This window comes from Achromobacter agilis (assembly GCF_900496965.1).
Lineage (GTDB): Bacteria > Pseudomonadota > Gammaproteobacteria > Burkholderiales > Burkholderiaceae_B > Achromobacter > Achromobacter agilis.
This window is the reverse complement of sequence record NZ_UFQB01000035.1, coordinates 39,553-55,556: the sequence shown is the minus strand read 5'-3', so window position 1 is coordinate 55,556 and position 16,004 is coordinate 39,553. Positions and strand designations below refer to the sequence as shown.

16 protein-coding genes and 2 tRNA genes are annotated in these 16,004 nt (G+C 66.5%); 11 read left to right on the top strand and 7 right to left on the bottom strand.

The genetic code is table 11. From position 1 onward, the window contains the following. A tRNA-Leu gene (locus AGI3411_RS27870) sits at positions 1 to 77 on the top strand. Positions 78 to 265: 188 nt separating this feature from the next. Here AGI3411_RS27870 and AGI3411_RS27865 read toward each other — a convergent pair. Then, positions 266 to 709 carry a GNAT family N-acetyltransferase gene (locus tag AGI3411_RS27865; protein WP_129530555.1) on the bottom strand — a complete coding sequence of 148 codons (444 nt, stop codon included), beginning with the start codon at positions 707 to 709 and terminating at the stop codon, positions 266 to 268. Between the two features lie 117 nt (positions 710 to 826). Between AGI3411_RS27865 and AGI3411_RS27860 the strand changes: the two genes are divergently transcribed. The 5 genes from AGI3411_RS27860 to AGI3411_RS27840 all read left to right on the top strand — a co-directional run bounded on the left by AGI3411_RS27860 (position 827) and on the right by AGI3411_RS27840 (position 7,121). Next, a complete protein-coding gene (locus AGI3411_RS27860) occupies positions 827 to 1,720 on the top strand; it encodes a DMT family transporter (protein ID WP_129530554.1) in 894 nt (297 codons plus the stop codon). A 27-nt stretch (positions 1,721 to 1,747) separates the two neighbouring features. Continuing rightward, positions 1,748 to 2,692: an AEC family transporter gene (locus tag AGI3411_RS27855; RefSeq protein WP_129530553.1), complete on the top strand. Its 945-nt coding sequence runs from the start codon at positions 1,748 to 1,750 to the stop codon at positions 2,690 to 2,692. An 11-nt stretch (positions 2,693 to 2,703) separates the two neighbouring features. Then, positions 2,704 to 3,984, top strand: coding sequence for an arsenic transporter (locus AGI3411_RS27850; RefSeq protein ID WP_129530552.1), 1,281 nt, complete (start codon positions 2,704 to 2,706; stop codon positions 3,982 to 3,984). Between the two features lie 152 nt (positions 3,985 to 4,136). Continuing rightward, positions 4,137 to 5,363, top strand: coding sequence for a YeeE/YedE family protein (locus tag AGI3411_RS27845; protein ID WP_165359295.1), 1,227 nt, complete (start codon positions 4,137 to 4,139; stop codon positions 5,361 to 5,363). A gap of 84 nt (positions 5,364 to 5,447) precedes the next feature. After that, positions 5,448 to 7,121: an FMN-binding glutamate synthase family protein gene (locus tag AGI3411_RS27840; protein WP_129530550.1), complete on the top strand. Its 1,674-nt coding sequence runs from the start codon at positions 5,448 to 5,450 to the stop codon at positions 7,119 to 7,121. A gap of 9 nt (positions 7,122 to 7,130) precedes the next feature. On the opposite strand, the gene AGI3411_RS27835 is transcribed toward AGI3411_RS27840, so the two are convergent. Together AGI3411_RS27835 and AGI3411_RS27830 are read right to left on the bottom strand one after the other, a co-directional pair. Beyond that, the gene (locus tag AGI3411_RS27835; RefSeq protein WP_129530549.1) at positions 7,131 to 8,591 is read right to left on the bottom strand and encodes a phospholipase D-like domain-containing protein; all 1,461 of its coding nucleotides are present in this window, start codon (positions 8,589 to 8,591) and stop codon (positions 7,131 to 7,133) included. 11 nt (positions 8,592 to 8,602) lie between these two features. Continuing rightward, positions 8,603 to 8,938 carry an ElaB/YgaM/YqjD family protein gene (locus AGI3411_RS27830; RefSeq protein ID WP_129530548.1) on the bottom strand — a complete coding sequence of 112 codons (336 nt, stop codon included), beginning with the start codon at positions 8,936 to 8,938 and terminating at the stop codon, positions 8,603 to 8,605. Positions 8,939 to 9,262: 324 nt separating this feature from the next. Here AGI3411_RS27830 and egtD point away from each other — a divergent pair, with 324 nt between their 5' ends. The 3 genes from egtD to AGI3411_RS27815 all read left to right on the top strand — a co-directional run bounded on the left by egtD (position 9,263) and on the right by AGI3411_RS27815 (position 11,783). After that, positions 9,263 to 10,240 carry an L-histidine N(alpha)-methyltransferase gene (egtD, locus tag AGI3411_RS27825; RefSeq protein ID WP_129530547.1) on the top strand — a complete coding sequence of 326 codons (978 nt, stop codon included), beginning with the start codon at positions 9,263 to 9,265 and terminating at the stop codon, positions 10,238 to 10,240. A gap of 35 nt (positions 10,241 to 10,275) precedes the next feature. Then, the gene (egtB, locus tag AGI3411_RS27820) at positions 10,276 to 11,592 is read left to right on the top strand and encodes an ergothioneine biosynthesis protein EgtB (protein ID WP_129530546.1); all 1,317 of its coding nucleotides are present in this window, start codon (positions 10,276 to 10,278) and stop codon (positions 11,590 to 11,592) included. A gap of 114 nt (positions 11,593 to 11,706) precedes the next feature. Continuing rightward, positions 11,707 to 11,783: transfer RNA gene (locus AGI3411_RS27815), tRNA-Met, on the top strand. A gap of 69 nt (positions 11,784 to 11,852) precedes the next feature. Here AGI3411_RS27815 and AGI3411_RS27810 read toward each other — a convergent pair. The 3 genes from AGI3411_RS27810 to AGI3411_RS27800 form a co-directional block, all read right to left on the bottom strand. Beyond that, entirely contained in the window at positions 11,853 to 13,352 is a 1,500-nt protein-coding gene (locus tag AGI3411_RS27810; RefSeq protein WP_129530557.1) for a sensor domain-containing diguanylate cyclase, read from the bottom strand. 280 nt (positions 13,353 to 13,632) lie between these two features. Beyond that, entirely contained in the window at positions 13,633 to 13,824 is a 192-nt protein-coding gene (locus AGI3411_RS27805; RefSeq protein WP_129530545.1) for a hypothetical protein, read from the bottom strand. 122 nt (positions 13,825 to 13,946) lie between these two features. Then, a complete protein-coding gene (locus tag AGI3411_RS27800) occupies positions 13,947 to 14,186 on the bottom strand; it encodes a hypothetical protein (protein WP_129530544.1) in 240 nt (79 codons plus the stop codon). Positions 14,187 to 14,445: 259 nt separating this feature from the next. Between AGI3411_RS27800 and AGI3411_RS27795 the strand changes: the two genes are divergently transcribed. Then, positions 14,446 to 14,631: a hypothetical protein gene (locus AGI3411_RS27795; protein ID WP_062684001.1), complete on the top strand. Its 186-nt coding sequence runs from the start codon at positions 14,446 to 14,448 to the stop codon at positions 14,629 to 14,631. A 38-nt stretch (positions 14,632 to 14,669) separates the two neighbouring features. On the opposite strand, the gene yddG is transcribed toward AGI3411_RS27795, so the two are convergent. Beyond that, entirely contained in the window at positions 14,670 to 15,578 is a 909-nt protein-coding gene (gene yddG, locus AGI3411_RS27790) for an aromatic amino acid DMT transporter YddG (RefSeq protein ID WP_129530543.1), read from the bottom strand. 173 nt (positions 15,579 to 15,751) lie between these two features. Here yddG and AGI3411_RS27785 point away from each other — a divergent pair, with 173 nt between their 5' ends. Beyond that, positions 15,752 to 15,994: a 6-phosphofructokinase gene (locus tag AGI3411_RS27785; RefSeq protein ID WP_129530542.1), complete on the top strand. Its 243-nt coding sequence runs from the start codon at positions 15,752 to 15,754 to the stop codon at positions 15,992 to 15,994. Positions 15,995 to 16,004: the final 10 nt, after the last annotated feature.

Genomic DNA, 16,004 nt, shown 5'->3' with positions numbered 1-16,004 from the left:
GGCGGAATTGGTAGACGCGCATGGTTCAGGTCCATGTGCCGCAAGGTGTGGAGGTTCGAGTCCTCTCCTGGGCACCAATTATTACATCACGAGGTACCTGCGTGATGCGCCAAAAAAACCCCGAACGCGTAAGCGTCCGGGGTTTTTTCTTTGTGTCGCGCAATTTGTGCGGTCGATATGGTGCGGGCCGATATGCTGCGGTAGATATCGTCCAGCCGATGTTGGCGCCCGGCCCGCGCACCCTTTGAGCCGGGCACAAGCTCGCCTACTTCAGCACGCGCGTCATGACCACGTGCGGAATACCGGCTTCGATGAATTCCTCGCCTTCCACGCTGAACCCGTGCGCCTGGTAGAAGCCCGCCGCATGCGTCTGCGCGTGCAGCACCAGCATGCGGTGGCCGTCTCCATGGCCCTGTTCGATCAGCGCGTCCAGCAATTGGCCGCCCACCCCCATCCCTCGGGCCCGTTTGTGAACCGCCATGCGGCCAATGTGGCCATCGGGCAACAGCCGCCCCGTGCCCATCGGCGCACCGTCGGGCCCGTATGCCACGGCGTGCACCGACACCGCATCGTCGTCATCCATCTCGACTTCCGGCGGCACCTTCTGTTCGACGACGAACACCTCGTGGCGCACCGAATAGGCGTCCTCGCGCAAGCGGTCCCAGGTCCCCAGGGCAATACGCACCGTTGCTTGTTTGTTGGTCGACATTTCCTTCCCTCGCGTGCAGCAAATGAATTAAAGAATCCTACGCCGCATTTTCGCAGGGATGAAGACAGCCCAAAAGGGGGTACGATCGCGGCTTGCCCACGCCGCTCGTGTCCCGACATGCCGCCTGCCGCTCCGCCCCCCTGGTTGAAAGCCGCTCCCGCGCTTTTCCTGCTCCTCTGGTCCAGCGGCTTCGTCGTGCTCAAGGTCGGACTGGCCTACGCCGATCCCATGACGTTCCTGGCGTTGCGCTATGCCTGCGTGGTCGTGATCCTGGCTCCCGTGCTGCTGCTCGTGCGCCCGCCGATGCCCCGCGGGGCGAGCGTCTGGGGCCACCTGGCGATGGTCGGCCTGCTGTTGCAGGCAGGCTACTTCTGCTTTACCTACCTGTCGCTGAAGCAGGGCATGTCAGCCGGCGGCATCGCGCTGATCACCTCGCTGCAGCCCATTCTGATCGGCCTGCTGGCGCCGGCGATCGCTCACGAACAAGTCGATGCCCGGCGCTGGGCCGGCCTGGGGCTGGGCGTGTCGGGCGCCGCGCTGGTGATCGTCGCCAAGGCCTCGATCGACGTACTGTCGCCGCTGGGGCTGCTGTTCGCCGTCTGCGCCTTGCTGTGCATTACCGGCGGCACCCTGTATGAAAAGCGCTTCGGCACGCAGACCCACCCGGTCGCCTCCAACCTCGTGCAGTATGCGGTCGGCCTGGCCGTCACCGCGCCGCTGGCCTTCTGGCTGGAACCGATGCGCATCGAATGGACCGGGCCGCTGTGGGCGTCGCTGGCCTATCTCGTCGTGGGCAATTCCCTGGTGGCCATCACCCTGCTGCTGACTATGATCCGGCACGGCGAGGCCTCGCGCGTATCGGCGCTGTTCTTCCTGGTGCCCCCCTGCACGGCCATCATCGCGCTGGCCATCCTCGACGAGCCCATTCCCCCGCTGGCGTGGCCGGGCATGGCGCTCGCCGCGATCGGCATCCTGCTCGTCACGCGCGCCAGGCCCGCAAGTCCACGCTAGAATGAGCGCCGTCCCGCAAGCCTGCCCATGAACGCCGTCATTACCGCCGCCCTGCCGGTCTTCGCCCTGATCCTGACCGGCTGGCTGGCTGCTCGCTGGCGCATCCTCGGGCCCGCCGCCACCGATGCGCTGAACCGCTATGTCGTATACCTGTCGCTGCCCGCGCTGCTGTTTCGCGCCATGACGCAGGTGGATCTGGCGCAGACGGCGCACTGGGGCTTCGTCGCCGCCTTCGCCGGCGGCATCGCCGCCACGTTCCTGGCGTCGTTCCTGGGGGCCCGGCGCATGCAGCCGGCGCTGACCGACCGCAGCATCCAGGGCCTGGCCGCCTCCTACGCCAACGCCGGCTACATGGGCATCCCGCTGTGCCTGGCGCTGTTCGGCGCGGAAAGCCTGGCGCCCGCCACCTTCACCACCCTGCTCACCGCAAGCGTGCTGTTCGGCTTCGCCATCGCGCTCATCGAGTTCGACCGCCAGCAGGCGCCCAGCCTGCGCTCCACCCTGCTCAAGGTCGGGCGCGCGCTGATGCGCAATCCGCTGCTGGCAGCGCCGGTGCTGGGCCTGGCCTGGGCATTCACCGGGCTGCGCCTGCCGGAAGGCCTGGACCGCTACGTGTCGCTGCTGGGCGCATCCGCCAGCCCGTGCGCGCTGGTCACTATCGGCTTGTTCCTGGCGCAGACAGAAACGTCCAGCTCCGGGCCGGGCGTGCTGCGCCTGGTTGCCGGCAAGCTGCTGCTGCAGCCCGCCGTCACTGCGGTCCTGGCCTTTTACGTATTCCCCATGCCGCCCATGTGGGCCTGGACCGCCGTGCTGATGAGCGCCCTGCCTATCGGCACCGGTCCCTTCATGCTGGCCTCGATGTACGGCCGCGATGCCCGCGTGACCTCGCGCGCCATTCTGGTCAGCACCGTGGCTTCGGTGCTGACCGTAAGCCTGCTCGTCGCCTGGATCAGCGCGCACCCGCTCTCCTGAAGTCTTCCTCCATGCTGCTCGCCGCCGCCATATTCATTCTCACCATCACGCTGGTCATCTGGCAGCCCAGGGGCCTGTCCATCGGCTGGAGCGCGGTGCTCGGTGCCGCGCTCGCGCTGGCCACGGGCGTGGTCCACCTGGCCGACATCGCCGACGTCTGGCGCATCGTCTGGAACGCCACCGCGACCTTCATCGCCATCATCGTCACCAGCCTGATCCTGGACGAGGCCGGCTTCTTCGAATGGTCGGCGCTGCATGTGGCGCGCTGGGGTGGCGGACGGGGCCGGCTCCTGTTCGTGCTGATCGTTCTGCTGGGCGCGGCCGTGTCCGCGCTGTTCGCCAACGACGGCGCGGCGCTGATCCTCACGCCCATCGTCATGGAAATGCTGCTGGCGCTGGGCTTCGGGCCCGGCGCTTCACTGGCCTTCGTCATGGCCGCGGGCTTCATCGCCGACACGGGCAGCATCGCGCTCATCGTGTCCAACCTGGTCAACATCGTCTCGGCGGACTTTTTCAGCATCGGCTTCGGCGAGTACGCTTCGGTGATGCTGCCGGTGAACCTGATGGCAGTGGCGTCCACGCTGGCGGTCCTGCTGCTGTTCTTCCATCGGAGCATTCCGCCGCGCTACGACGTGAGCCAGCTGCCGGCGCCCGCCTCCGCCATCCGGGACCTCACCACGTTCCGCGCCGGCTGGGTCGTGCTGGGACTGCTGCTGGCGGGCTTCTTCATCCTGGAACCGCTGGGCATCCCCGTCAGCGCCATCGCCGCCGCGGGCGCGCTGGGCCTGCTGTTGATCGCCGGCCGCCAGCACATCGTGGGCACGCGGCGCATCATGCGCGAAGCGCCCTGGCACATCGTCATTTTTTCGCTGGGCATGTACCTGGTGGTCTACGGGCTGCGCAACGCCGGCCTGACCGCGCACCTGGCGCAGGTGTTGGACCGCTGCGCGGCATATGGCCTCTGGGGCGCGGCGCTCGGCACCGGCCTCATCACCGCCTTCCTGTCGTCCGTCATGAACAACCTGCCGACCGTGCTGGTGGGCGCGCTGTCCATCGCGGACACCAGCGCCACCGGACCGGTCCGGGACGCCATGATCTACGCCAACATCATCGGCAGCGACCTCGGCCCCAAGATCACGCCGATCGGCAGCCTGGCGACACTGCTGTGGCTGCACGTGCTGGCGCGCAAAGGCCTGCGCATCACCTGGGGCTACTACTTCCGCGTCGGGATCGTGTTGACCCTGCCCGTGCTGCTGCTGACGCTGGCCGCGCTGGTGTGGCGGCTGCAATAAGCCCAGCGGCGGGCATTTATATTACTTGTAGTTATTTAAAGAGCACAAATTGATGCTTTGAGAGATTTACCGCACGCCTTAGACTTTCAGGCATCCCACGGGTGCGGCCTCGCGCCCGTTTGCATTTCTACGTATTCCCCCAGGACTCATCCATGAGCGCCAACGCTTCGACCCTTCCCCTGCCTTCCTCGGCCCTGCCCCCGATCCGGATCAACCACAAGCCGCTATGGATCGCCCTGCTGCTGGTGCTGGCCGGCGCGCTGTACCTGAACCAGACCGTCAGCTGGCGCCAAGGCGCGCTCTGGATCGTCGGCGCCCTGCTGGGCGTCACGCTCTACCACGCCTCCTTCGGTTTCACGCAAGCCTGGCGCGTCTTCGTCTCGGACCGCCGCGGCGCCGGGTTGCGCGCACAGATGCTCATGCTGGGCGCGGGCGTGCTGCTGTTCTTCCCTTTCCTGGCCGCTGGCACGCTTTTCGGCCAGCCGGTCAGCGGTTTCGTATCGCCGCCGGGCGTGTCGGTAGTGCTGGGCGCCTTCCTGTTCGGCATCGGCATGCAATTGGGCGGCGGCTGCGCGTCGGGCACGCTGTTCGCGGTCGGCGGCGGCAATACCCGCATGCTGGTCACGCTGCTGTTTTTCATCGTGGGCTCGGTCATCGCCACCGCCAACTTCGGCTGGTGGTCGAATCTGCCGGCGCTTGCGCCGACCTCCCTCATCAAGACCTGGGGCCTGGCGCCCGCGCTCATCGCGAACCTGGCTGTTTTCGCGCTGATCGCCTGGGCCGTCACGGCGCTGGAAAAGCGCCGCCACGGCCACGTAATTTCGTTTGCCTCGCGCACCGCACGGCCCGGCTCCCTGCTGCAAGGTCCCTGGCCGCTGATCTGGGGCGGCATAGCCCTGGTCGTGCTGAACTTCATCACGCTGGCGCTGGCCGGTCGGCCCTGGGGCATCACGTCCGCCTTCGCGCTGTGGGGCGCCAAGACCCTGGACGCCGTCGGCGGCGACGTGGCCACCTGGGCCTACTGGGCTAAGCAGCCGTCGCTGGCCGCGCCGCTGCGCCAGGACGTCACGACCGTTATGGACATCGGCCTGATGCTGGGCGCGCTCGCCGCCGCCAGCGCGGCCGGCAAGTTCGCGCCCATCTGGAAAGTGCCGGCCCGGTCGCTGGCCGGCGCGGTCATCGGCGGCCTGCTGTTGGGCTACGGCGCCCGCCTGGCCTTCGGCTGCAACATCGGCGCCTATTTCAGCGGCATCCTGTCGGGCAGCCTGCACGCCTGGTTGTGGCTGCCCGCCGCCTTCGCGGGCAGCGCCCTCGGCGTGCGGCTGCGCCCGGCTTTCGGCCTGGCGGTCGAGAAAACGCCGTCGGCATCCAGCTGCTGAGAAACAGTATTCCAGCTACGCCTCCCCGTCGCGGGGGCCCGTAGCTGGTGTATGGTTGCTCCATCCCGAAATACGGAGATGGACATGAGCTGGATTTTCGGCCGCTATACGGCTTTTCTGTTGACCTTGGCGGGCGCGGCGGTCACCGCCGCCCTGGCCTTCGCAAGCTCCGCCTGGTGGCTGTGGATCGCTGTGCCGCTGGCGCTCCTGGGCGCGCTGGGCGTGTATGACCTGATCCAGACCCGCCACGCCATCCGGCGCAACTATCCGGTCCTGGGCAACCTGCGCTTCCTTTTCGAATTCATCCGCCCCGAGATCCGCCAGTACTTCCTCGAAGACGATACGCAGGCGGCGCCGTTCTCGCGCGCGCAACGCTCCATCGTCTACCAGCGCGCCAAGCGCGAGATCGACAAACGCCCCTTCGGCACGCAGGAAGACGTCTACGGCGACCGCTACGAATGGATCAACCATTCCATGTCGCCCTCGCGCATCGACGACACCGACTTCCGCGTCACCGTGGGCGGCCCCGACTGCACGCAGCCCTATTCCATGTCGGCCTTCAACGTATCGGCGATGAGCTTCGGCGCGCTGTCGGCCAACGCCGTCCTGGCCCTGAACGAAGGCGCGCGCCAGGGCGACTTCGCGCACGACACCGGCGAGGGCGGCATCAGCCGCTATCACCGCCAGCCCGGGGGCAGCCTGGTCTGGAATATCGGCTCGGGCTATTTCGGCTGCCGCGACGAGCATGGCGCGTTCTCGGAAGAGGCCTTCGTCAAGAACGCCTGTACGCCGCAGGTCAAGATGATCGAGATCAAGCTGTCCCAGGGCGCCAAGCCCGGGCACGGCGGCATCCTGCCCGCGGGCAAGGTCACGCCCGAGATCGCCGAGGCGCGCGGCGTCGCCCCCTGGCAGGACTGCAACTCGCCGGCCACCCACTCCGCCTTCGACTCCCCCATCGGCCTGATGAAATTCGTGGCGCGCCTGCGCGAGCTGTCCGGCGGCAAGCCGGTGGGCTTCAAATTCTGCGTGGGCCATCCCTGGGAGTGGTTCGCCATCGTCAAGGCCATGCTCGAAACCGGCATCACGCCGGACTTCATCGTGGTCGACGGCGCCGAAGGCGGAACCGGCGCGGCGCCGGTGGAGTTCGTCGACCACGTCGGCACGCCCCTGCGCGAGGCGCTGCGCCTGGTCCACAACACGCTGATCGGCGTGAACCTGCGCGACCGCATCAAGCTGGGCGCGTCGGGCAAGGTCATCACCGCCTTCGACATGGCCCGCGTCATGGCCATGGGAGCGGACTGGTGCAACGCCGCGCGCGGCTTCATGTTCGCCATCGGCTGCATCCAGGCCCAGGCCTGCCATACCGGCAAATGCCCTACCGGCGTCACCACGCAGGACCCGCTGCGCCAACGCGCGCTGGTCGTGCCGGACAAGGCGCAGCGCGTGGCCAACTTCCATCGCAACACACTGCATGCGCTGGCCGAGCTGCTAGCCGCCGCCGGCCTGACGCACCCCGGCCAGCTCCGACCGCACCACATCGCGCGCCGGATCTCGCCCAGCGAGATCCGGCTGTTGTCCGCGCTGTTTCCCGAGCTGGCGCCCGGCGAGCTGCTGCGCGGCGAATTCCGGCACCAGGTGTTCCGCGCCGGCTGGGCCATGGCCCAGGCCAACTCGTTCCAGCCGACGCGCGACATCACCACGGCGCTGGCGCAGGAGCATGCCGCCCAAGCCGCGCCGGCCGCAGCCGCCCGCGCCTGATCGGCTGCGCTACAACCAGCGCTCGAACATGCGCGAGAAGAACTCCATGTAGCGGTCGCCCACGCCCCGGGCCTTCCAGGCCTCGGGCGTAATGCGCACCGAATCGGCGACATCGCGCTGGAACAGCGCCTCCATTTCGCCCGCGAAATCCGGCCCCAGCACCACGGCGTTGATTTCGTAGTTCAAGGCAAAGCTGCGCCAATCCATATTGCTCGATCCCACGGTGGACCACACGCCGTCCACGACCGCGGTCTTGGCGTGCAGCAAGGCATCGCGCCGCTCGTAAAGCTTTACGCCCGCCTCCAGCAGGTCGGCGTAATGCGAACGGCCCGCATGGAAAACCAATGACGAATCGCTGAAGCCCGGCAGCACCAACGCCACGTCCACGCCGCGGCGCGCGGCCGCGCTCAGGACCTCGATGAACGCGGGATCGGGAACGAAGTACGCCATTGTGATGTGGATGGACTGCTGCGCGCTCTCGAACGCCGACATCAGCGTCAGGTAGACCGTGTAGCCGTCGCGGCGGTCCGGCTGGTTGGCCAGTATCCGCACGCTCGTCGCGCCCGAAGGGGGCGCCACGTACGAGCCGCCGCCCTTCATCGGCTCCTTGGCCTGCGACTCCCACCCCGCCTGGATGACCGCTTCCAGCTGCGCCACCGCGGGCCCCTCGATGCGCAGGTGCGTATCGCGCCAGGGCGCAGCCTGGGCGTCTCCGGTCGCCGCCGCGTCCGTCTTCGACGCGCCGGATCCCGACGCGGAACCGGGCGAGGACTCGTACACGCTGCTGACGTTGATGCCGCCCAGGTAGCCGACCTTGCCGTCCACCACCAGCACCTTGCGGTGGTTGCGCTGGTTCGGCGACCATCCGGCACGGGCGCGGACCGGATTAACCGGATTGAAAACGGCTACCTGCACGCCCGCGTCGCGCAGGCGCTTGAACAAGGTGTCGGGCGTTTTGAGCGTGCCGACCGCGTCGACCATCAGGGACACCTCGGCCCCGCGGTTGCGCGCCGCGATCAGCGCTTCGGCGAAGCGCGCGCCCTCCGCGTCGTCATCGAAAATATAGGTTTCCATGTGCACGTACCGGCGCGCCTGCCCGATGGAACGCAGCATGGCCTGGTAGGTGCTGGGGCCGTCGACCAGCAGCCTGACGCGGTTGCCCGCGACCAGGGGCTCGCCGCTGACGGCCTGTTCGACGGCAAGATGGCGCGCCAGGAAATCGTCCTTGGGCGTTCCGGGATCCGCGGCGATGCCTTGTCCGCGGCGGTAACTGTCGAGCGCCGCATCGGCGGATTGGGCGGCCTGCGCCTGACGTTCCTGGCGCTCTTGCGCATCCGGCACACTGGCGCAGGCGGCCAGCAGCGCGGCACAGGCCAGCGGCAGGGCCCGCGCCCACCGGAGGATGCCGGGCAGCCAGGACGCCCCGTCCGGCCACGGTCGGGGCCGGCGCGCAACCGGAGGCGACCTCATGAGCGCAAGGCTTAGCGCCGGCCGCCCGACATGAGGAAGCATCCGAGCAAGGCGCCGACCAGCGCCGCTACGCCCACCGATTTCCAGGCATGTTCATGCACGTACTCATCGGCATAGAGGCTCGCCCGGCGCGCGCGCTCCCGCGCCACGCCCGGCCACTCGGCCGCGGATTCACGCGCCTCGGCCATCTGGCGCCGCAGGCGCGCGCGCGCCGCCTCGATCTCGGAGCCCGTATACGACGCCGTCGAGCGCAGCAGGTCTTCCGTGCCCGCCAGCAGTTCCTCGAAGCTGTCGCTCACCCGTTCGCGGTGCAAAGCCATTTCGGCACGTTGATGCTTTCGGTTCATGGTCGCTCCTTGTGATTGTTTGAGGGGTGTCGGGCCTGCCTCCGCACGCGGCCGCGCGCTCCGCCAGGCCCATCTCCATTGTGGCGGCCATTGCGCCGCGCCGCCAGAGCGTTGGCAACCAGCCGTAATCCGATATTTCAGCGGGGAAAGAGCGTTCCGCAAGCCTTCCCTGCACGGCGCGCCCGCCTCGCCCGGACGGGGCTACCCGATTTCGTAAAAGTCCATTGCATTCAGCGGCTTAGCGCTTGACACCGCAACCCCTATCGCCGCCACAATAGACCTTTGCAATGCGCTTCACCCCCCTCGAAAAAAGGAACTGAACGCATGGTTTCCCCTTCCACCCTGTTTACCCCCGCCGCGCCGGAATTCATCGGACGGCACCTGCAGCACCCCAGTCCTGAACAGATCGAACTGCGCGACGGGCTGATGGACCATCCGGCCCACGTCGATCCCAAGTTCCTGTACGACGCGCTCGGCTCGGCCCTTTTCACGGCCATTACCCAGTTGCCGGAGTACTACCCGACCCGGTGCGAAGCGGAGATCTTCCAGCGCCACGGCGCCGACATCGCCCGCCACATCGGCCCCGTGCAATCGATGATCGACCTGGGCGCGGGCGACTGCGTCAAGGCCGAACGCCTCTTCCCCAGCCTGCGCCCCCGCCACTACGTGCCCATCGATATCTCCGCCGACTATCTGCAGTCCGCGGTGCGCCGGCTGCGGCTCTCGTATCCCGACTTGCAGATCACCGCCATCGGACAGGATTTCACGCATGCGCTGGCCCTGCCCGCCGGCATCCCCGCCGAACAGCGCCTGTTCTTCTATCCCGGATCCAGCATCGGCAATCTTAGCCCCGAGGACGCGCACGCCATGCTGCAGCGGATACGCGGCCAGTGCGAAGGCGGCGGGCTGCTGGTCGGTGTAGACGGCGTCAAACCCAGACAGGTGCTGGAACCGGCCTACGACGACGCGCTGCACCTGACCGCGGCCTTCAACCTGAACCTGCTGCGCCACGTAAACAGCGTGCTCGGCGCCGATTTCGACGTGGACGACTGGCGCCACGTGGCGCTCTTCAATAGCGCCAGATCGCGCATCGAAATGCACCTGGAAGCGCAACGGGCGGTCCGTGTGGCCTGGCCGGGCGGCCAACGCGAATTCGGCGCCGGCGAGCGCATCCACACCGAGAATTCCTACAAATTCACCCCGCCGTCTTTTGCCGGCCTGCTCGCCAGCGCCGGCTATCGCGATGTTGCGCACTGGTCCGATTCCCGCGGCTGGTTCTCTATTTTCAGCGCCCGCGCCTGACGCGGGCTTTCCCCACCCGCCACTGGAGGATCGCCATGGAACCTGCGTGCCTGCTGACCCACCCCGCCACCGGACCGTACGCGGCCGGCCAGGCCGGCCAGCACGACCGGTACGACGCCGTGCGCACGACCAGCACCGCCCTCGCCGCCCCGCTGAGCCCCGAGGACTGCCAAGTGCAGTCCATGCCGGACTGCAGCCCCGTCAAGTGGCATCTGGCGCACACGACCTGGTTCTTCGAGACCTTCCTGCTGACGCGCTTTCATCCGTCCTACGCGGTGTTCCATCCGCAATACCGCATGCTGTTCAACTCTTACTACAACGCGATCGGCGCCAAGCACCCGCGCCCGCAGCGCGGCCTGCTGTCGCGCCCCGCCCTCGGCGAGGTGCTGCGCTATCGCCAGCACGCCGACGCCGCCATGCACGAGCTGATCTCGCGCCTGGGCGGCAACGATCCGGACTTCGATGCCCTGCTGGAACTGGGCCTGAACCACGAACAACAGCACCAGGAACTGATCCTGAGCGACGTAAAGCATATGCTGTCGGCCAACCCGCTGCGGCCCGTCTACGTAGCGCCGGGCCCTTCCGCACTGCCCCCGGCCACGCCCGCCGGCTGGACCCGCTATGCCGGCGGCATCACCCGCATCGGTCACGACGGGCGCGGCTTCGGCTTCGACAATGAAGGCCCCGCCCACGACGTCCTGCTGACGCCGTTCTACCTGGCCGACCGCCTGGTCACACAGCACGAGTACCTGGCGTTCATCCGAGACGGCGGCTACAAACGACCCGAACTGTGGCTGTCCCTGGGCTGGGACCTGGTCTGCGCCCAGGGCTGGCAGGCTCCGCTCTACTGGGAGCGCCAGCGCGATGACTGGCGCGTTTTCACGCTGCGCGGCATGCAGGACCTGGAACTGCAGGCCCCGGTAACCCACGTCAGCTATTTCGAGGCCGATGCCTACGCCCGCTGGGCCCGCGTGCGACTGCCGCGCGAAGCGGAATGGGAACATGCCGCGCGCCAGTTGCCCGACGGCGCCCTCGCCGGCCGTGCCAACATGCTCGAAAACGGTCATCTGGATGCCCGCCCCGCCCCCGTGCGCAACGGGTCGGGCGGCCCCGTGCAGCTCTTCGGCGACGCCTGGGAATGGACGTCCAGCGCTTATGACGCCTATCCCGGCTTCAAGCCCGACGCCGGAGCCGTCGGCGAATACAACGGCAAGTTCATGTGCGGCCAGTACGTGTTGCGGGGCGGCTCCTGCGCCACGCCCAGGGATCACATCCGCCCGAGCTACCGCAACTTTTTCCCGCCCGAAGCCCGCTGGCAGTTCTCGGGCATCCGCCTGGCCCGCGACGCCTGAAACGCTTCCTGGAAATTTCCATTTCCGGCTACTTGCACGACAGAAAAACTTCATGCTAGAATTTCGTTCTTCGTTGATCACCACTTGCAACGCAACAGTGATCAAGGAAAAAGTGGCGCATTAGCTCAGCCGGTTAGAGCGACGGAATCATAATCCGCAGGTCCCCTGTTCGAATCAGGGATGCGCCACCAAAGAATCTGAAAGGCCCTCACTTCGTTGAGGGCCTTTTGCTTTTCCGGGCCTTTTGCTTTTCCCGCCCGCTAAAACGGATACACCACGACTCTGTTCCTGCCCGCGTTCTTGGCGCCGTACAGCGCCTGGTCCGCGAACTTCATGACGGCGTCCGTGTCGCCGCTGTCTTCGGGCCAACGGGCCACGCCGATGGAAATGGTGATGCGCCCCACGCCTTCGGGCATGTCGGTGCGCTCTACCGTGCTGCGGATCCGCTCGGCCACCCGGCGCGCAATGCCCACGTCGCCCGCCGGCATCAATACCAGAAACTCCTCGCCCCCCACCCGGCACGGCAAGTCGCCGGCGCGGATGCTGGCGCGCATGAGATCGCCCAGCACGATCAGGACCTTATCGCCGGCGGCATGGCCGAACGTGTCGTTGACGCGCTTGAAGTGATCGATATCCAGCGCCAGCACGGCAAACGGCTGGCGCGAGGCTTTGAGCCGCTCGACTTCGTCTTCCACGCCGCGCCGGTTCAAGAGCCGCGTCATGGGATCGGTCAGGGTTTCCGTGTTGAGCTCGGTAATCTGGCGCTGGTGCTGCGCCAGCGTCACCCCCACCGCCTCGCGCAATTGCTGCGCCTCGAAATACCACGGCGAAACGCCCTGCAGCGCGGCCCGGCCCTCGTCGCCCCGCAACAGCATGGCCTGCGCCAGGCGGGAAAGCGGCTGGGCAATCCAGCGGGCCAGAACATAGATCAGCAGCAGGGTCAGCACCGCGGCAGGAACCGAATACAGCAGGGAGCGCCACAGCAGATCCTGTTGCGGCTCCAGTATCACGTCCTCCGGCGTCTGCACCACCACACCCCAGTTGCCGCTGCGCATCGGCGCGTAGCCGGCGAAGAAGCGCTTGCCGCGTGTATTGGTGACGGCCATGGCGCCCGCCTCGCCGCGCCCCACCGCATCGACGACCACGTTGCCGCTTTCGCTCGTTCCTATCCTCGACTTGTCCCGATGCACCAGGATCTTTCCGTGGGAATCCACGACATAGACATAGGATCCGTCGTGGTGGAAATGCACGCTGATCAGGCGGTCCAGTTCGTTGTCCCGCTTGAGGAATATCGCCGCGCCCACCAGGCCGAGATACTCGCCTTTGGCATCGCGCACGGGCTCGGAGAAAAGAACGGTCGGAAAACCCTTGGCGGACAGGTATGCCGCCGAAACATGGCCCGCGACCTCTCGCTGGTCGATTTCGACGCGACTCAATTCAGCCGGCTTTTCAGTGAGCTCGGGCGCCAGGGACTCGAAGGCGATGATCCGGTTGGCACTGTCGGCAACGAATGCCGCGACGACACCGTCCGACTGTTTGGCCACTCTCAGGGCCTCGGCATCGAGCGCCTCCTGGGAGGCGAGCATCGCGGGAAGCCGGCTGGCGCTGACCTCCAATTGCCGCTGTATCGATTCGACGTACAGGTCGACCGTCTCGGCCAACTTGGCGGCATATGCCCGGTTGGCCTCCAGGGACCGGGCGATCAGCTGGTCTTTTTGAACGATCTGGGCCACGACCAGCGCGTTGATGAATGCAATCATCGCCGTCAGTATGGACAGGGCGACAATGAGGACCAAAAGCGTAACTCTCGATTTTCTCAAGCAAGCACCCCGCGCCTAAGCGACCAAGTACGAATCTGCTTTCTACCATCTATGGCGCAAAATGCACATCCCGGCGAATGCGGCGGCAAAGGCTCTGCCCCCGCCGCCGCGGGGGCGCTGGGCGTTTGGATGCATCGCATCCGGGCGGTGACGCCGGCGACAGAATCGAACGCTTGAAAGTCCTTGCATGCGCTGCGCGTTGCGCGCGGGTGCAGGGCTGTCAGGCCAGGTCGATCGTGCGCGGATCGCTGGGATCCGGCCGGGGCGGAACGGACGGATCCTCGACGGGTCCGTCCGGCGGGGGTTCCGGCGCGGGCACGGATTCGTCGGGCGGCAGGTTGCCGGGAAGCGCGGGATCGCCCGGCGGCAGGTCGTCGGGCAGGCCGGGTTCTCGATGCATGGATTGGGACATGGCGGAATCTCCTCGATCGGCGCGATAGGCGCTCCACCTTCCCAGCAAACCGTGTTCCCGGCCCGCGCTCCAAAGAAAAAAGCCCTCTGGCGAGGGCTTCGAGGCGGATTCTGCGGGCCAGATCAGGATCTGGGCTTGGTTTCCTGGCTTTTCTGACCGCCGCCGCCCAGGAATTCCAGCACGGCGGCCTTCCCCGCGGAAGAAGCCTCGTCCTGGCTGCCGTAGCGCCGCTCCGAGTAATTGGTGCTGCGCACATTACCGGTTTCGGGATCGAACAAGGTGATGATCCAGGCGAACTCGCCGGGCATCAATTGCCTGACCTGCAACGTTGCGCGCGTGCCCGGACGCAATTTCTGCGGCATCTGGCGGCCTTTTGGATGATTCGACGCCGCCATCGTAGCGCAAACCGGCCATCGTCACGACATCCGGAATGCCATCGAAAAATGCTGCGCCCGCACATCCAATCCATGCTGCACACCCCGCGGCAAATACGCCACAGACGGCGCAAAGCGCCTGGAAAACCCTAGGGCCCGGCACGCGAATACAGGCGCACAATCAACACAAATATCTAGACCGCTCAGCGGCGCCGAATCCCTTTAATCAGGCGAGGACGGAGACAACATGACTCACGTAGCAGTGGTTATCAGCTGTTTGATGGTTATGGGTATCGTCGCGTTGGTGATTCAAACGATTCAAAGCGCAGGGCCCGAGCCCTGGCTGAAAATATCGGCGGCGATCGTCAGTTCCCTGTTCGCTTCGCTTCTGCTGATCCCGCTTGGATACGCGGTCGCGCAATCCGTGCTCTGATCGAGCAACTCCTTTTTCCATGACAGGCGCGCCTGGGGCTACCCGTTCCGGGCCGTCTTGCCGCGCGTTGCCGCCCAACAGATCAATGAACCGGCGGTGACCATGGCCACCCCTTGCCAGAACGAGGCGTTCAGGCGGGTCGAGAGCCACGCGGCGGCGAAGAAAGTCGAGAACACCGGTGTGAAGTACGACGCGGTGGCCAGCAAGGTCAGATTGCCTTTGAGTATTCCCACGTTCCACAGCGCATAGCCCGCCGCCATGGCGCCGCCGGTCACGCACAGTTCGACCGTAGCGGCGCCGGTGAACGTCAGTGCGGGCTCATCGCCAAGCAGGTATTTGGCCCACAGGGCCGCCGCGGTCAGCATGAAAAACAGGGTGACGCCATTTTTGCCGTCGGCGAAGCGGCGCGTCACGTTGCAGTACAGCGCCCAGATGATGGCGCCACTGAAAGCCAGCCCATAGCTGAGGGGATTGCTGGACACGTTCGCGACGGTGCGTTCCCACGACAGCCCGCCGGAACCGCCGACGACCCAAACGATGCCGCCCAGCGACAGCAGGATACCGGGCACCACCCAGGCGCTGGCCCGCTGGCCATTGATGAGCATGGCAAGAATCACGGTGAAGCACGGCCAGAGATAGTTGACGATGCCCAGCTCGATCGCCTGCCCGCGATTGGCCGCGAAGCCCAGAGAGAGCGACAGGCAGATCTCGTAGGCGACGAAAAGCAGGCTGCCGACGAAAAGATAGGACCGGGGGAAGCTTCGCAGCTTGGGAAACCCCAGCAGCAGCACTAGGAAGGCAGAGCCTGCCGTATAGATGAGAGCGGCCCCGCCAACAGGCCCGAAGCTTTCGCTGACGCTGCGGATCAGGCCGACCACCGTGCCCCACAGCAGGACCGCCAGCAAACCTAAGGAGGTGGCCGTATTCCGGCCCATGGAAAATTGCATTACCGTTTCCGATTGCCCGTTATTGTCCGCGCCCTGCCTGCCAGGCGCTGCCGGACACCAAGCCGGGCAGTTTAGCGAAAACCCAGGCGCCATTGGCGCTTCGCAGGCTTGCAACAGGCCGCAGGCCAAACGCGACATCCCCGCCAAAGCAACAAAAATGGGAGAAAAGCCGCATGACCATATCGACACGCAGATTGAGCGATGTGCTCGCCAGCACGGAATCGGGCCGGCTCTATCGGATAGAAGTCTTCCTGCGGGCGGATGGCCCGGATGCCGCGGCACGCCGGCCCGACGCGGCGCGCTACATCTTCCGGACGTCCGACGGAGAGTGCGTGCTGCCGCTGGATCACAACCGATATCGCCTGAAATCGGGCGAAGTCCTGACCGCCCTGGCATCCCCGCGCCCCGAAGCGTGATCCGGCGACA

Coding starts and splice junctions, on each gene's coding strand:
- AGI3411_RS27865 (WP_129530555.1), bottom strand. CDS start 709: ATGTCGACCAACAAACAAGCAACGGTGCGTATTGCCCTGGGGACCTGG.
- AGI3411_RS27860 (WP_129530554.1), top strand. CDS start 827: ATGCCGCCTGCCGCTCCGCCCCCCTGGTTGAAAGCCGCTCCCGCGCTT.
- AGI3411_RS27855 (WP_129530553.1), top strand. CDS start 1,748: ATGAACGCCGTCATTACCGCCGCCCTGCCGGTCTTCGCCCTGATCCTG.
- AGI3411_RS27850 (WP_129530552.1), top strand. CDS start 2,704: ATGCTGCTCGCCGCCGCCATATTCATTCTCACCATCACGCTGGTCATC.
- AGI3411_RS27845 (WP_165359295.1), top strand. CDS start 4,137: ATGAGCGCCAACGCTTCGACCCTTCCCCTGCCTTCCTCGGCCCTGCCC.
- AGI3411_RS27840 (WP_129530550.1), top strand. CDS start 5,448: ATGAGCTGGATTTTCGGCCGCTATACGGCTTTTCTGTTGACCTTGGCG.
- AGI3411_RS27835 (WP_129530549.1), bottom strand. CDS start 8,591: ATGAGGTCGCCTCCGGTTGCGCGCCGGCCCCGACCGTGGCCGGACGGG.
- AGI3411_RS27830 (WP_129530548.1), bottom strand. CDS start 8,938: ATGAACCGAAAGCATCAACGTGCCGAAATGGCTTTGCACCGCGAACGG.
- egtD (WP_129530547.1), top strand. CDS start 9,263: ATGGTTTCCCCTTCCACCCTGTTTACCCCCGCCGCGCCGGAATTCATC.
- egtB (WP_129530546.1), top strand. CDS start 10,276: ATGGAACCTGCGTGCCTGCTGACCCACCCCGCCACCGGACCGTACGCG.
- AGI3411_RS27810 (WP_129530557.1), bottom strand. CDS start 13,352: ATGATTGCATTCATCAACGCGCTGGTCGTGGCCCAGATCGTTCAAAAA.
- AGI3411_RS27805 (WP_129530545.1), bottom strand. CDS start 13,824: ATGTCCCAATCCATGCATCGAGAACCCGGCCTGCCCGACGACCTGCCG.
- AGI3411_RS27800 (WP_129530544.1), bottom strand. CDS start 14,186: ATGCCGCAGAAATTGCGTCCGGGCACGCGCGCAACGTTGCAGGTCAGG.
- AGI3411_RS27795 (WP_062684001.1), top strand. CDS start 14,446: ATGACTCACGTAGCAGTGGTTATCAGCTGTTTGATGGTTATGGGTATC.
- yddG (WP_129530543.1), bottom strand. CDS start 15,578: ATGCAATTTTCCATGGGCCGGAATACGGCCACCTCCTTAGGTTTGCTG.
- AGI3411_RS27785 (WP_129530542.1), top strand. CDS start 15,752: ATGACCATATCGACACGCAGATTGAGCGATGTGCTCGCCAGCACGGAA.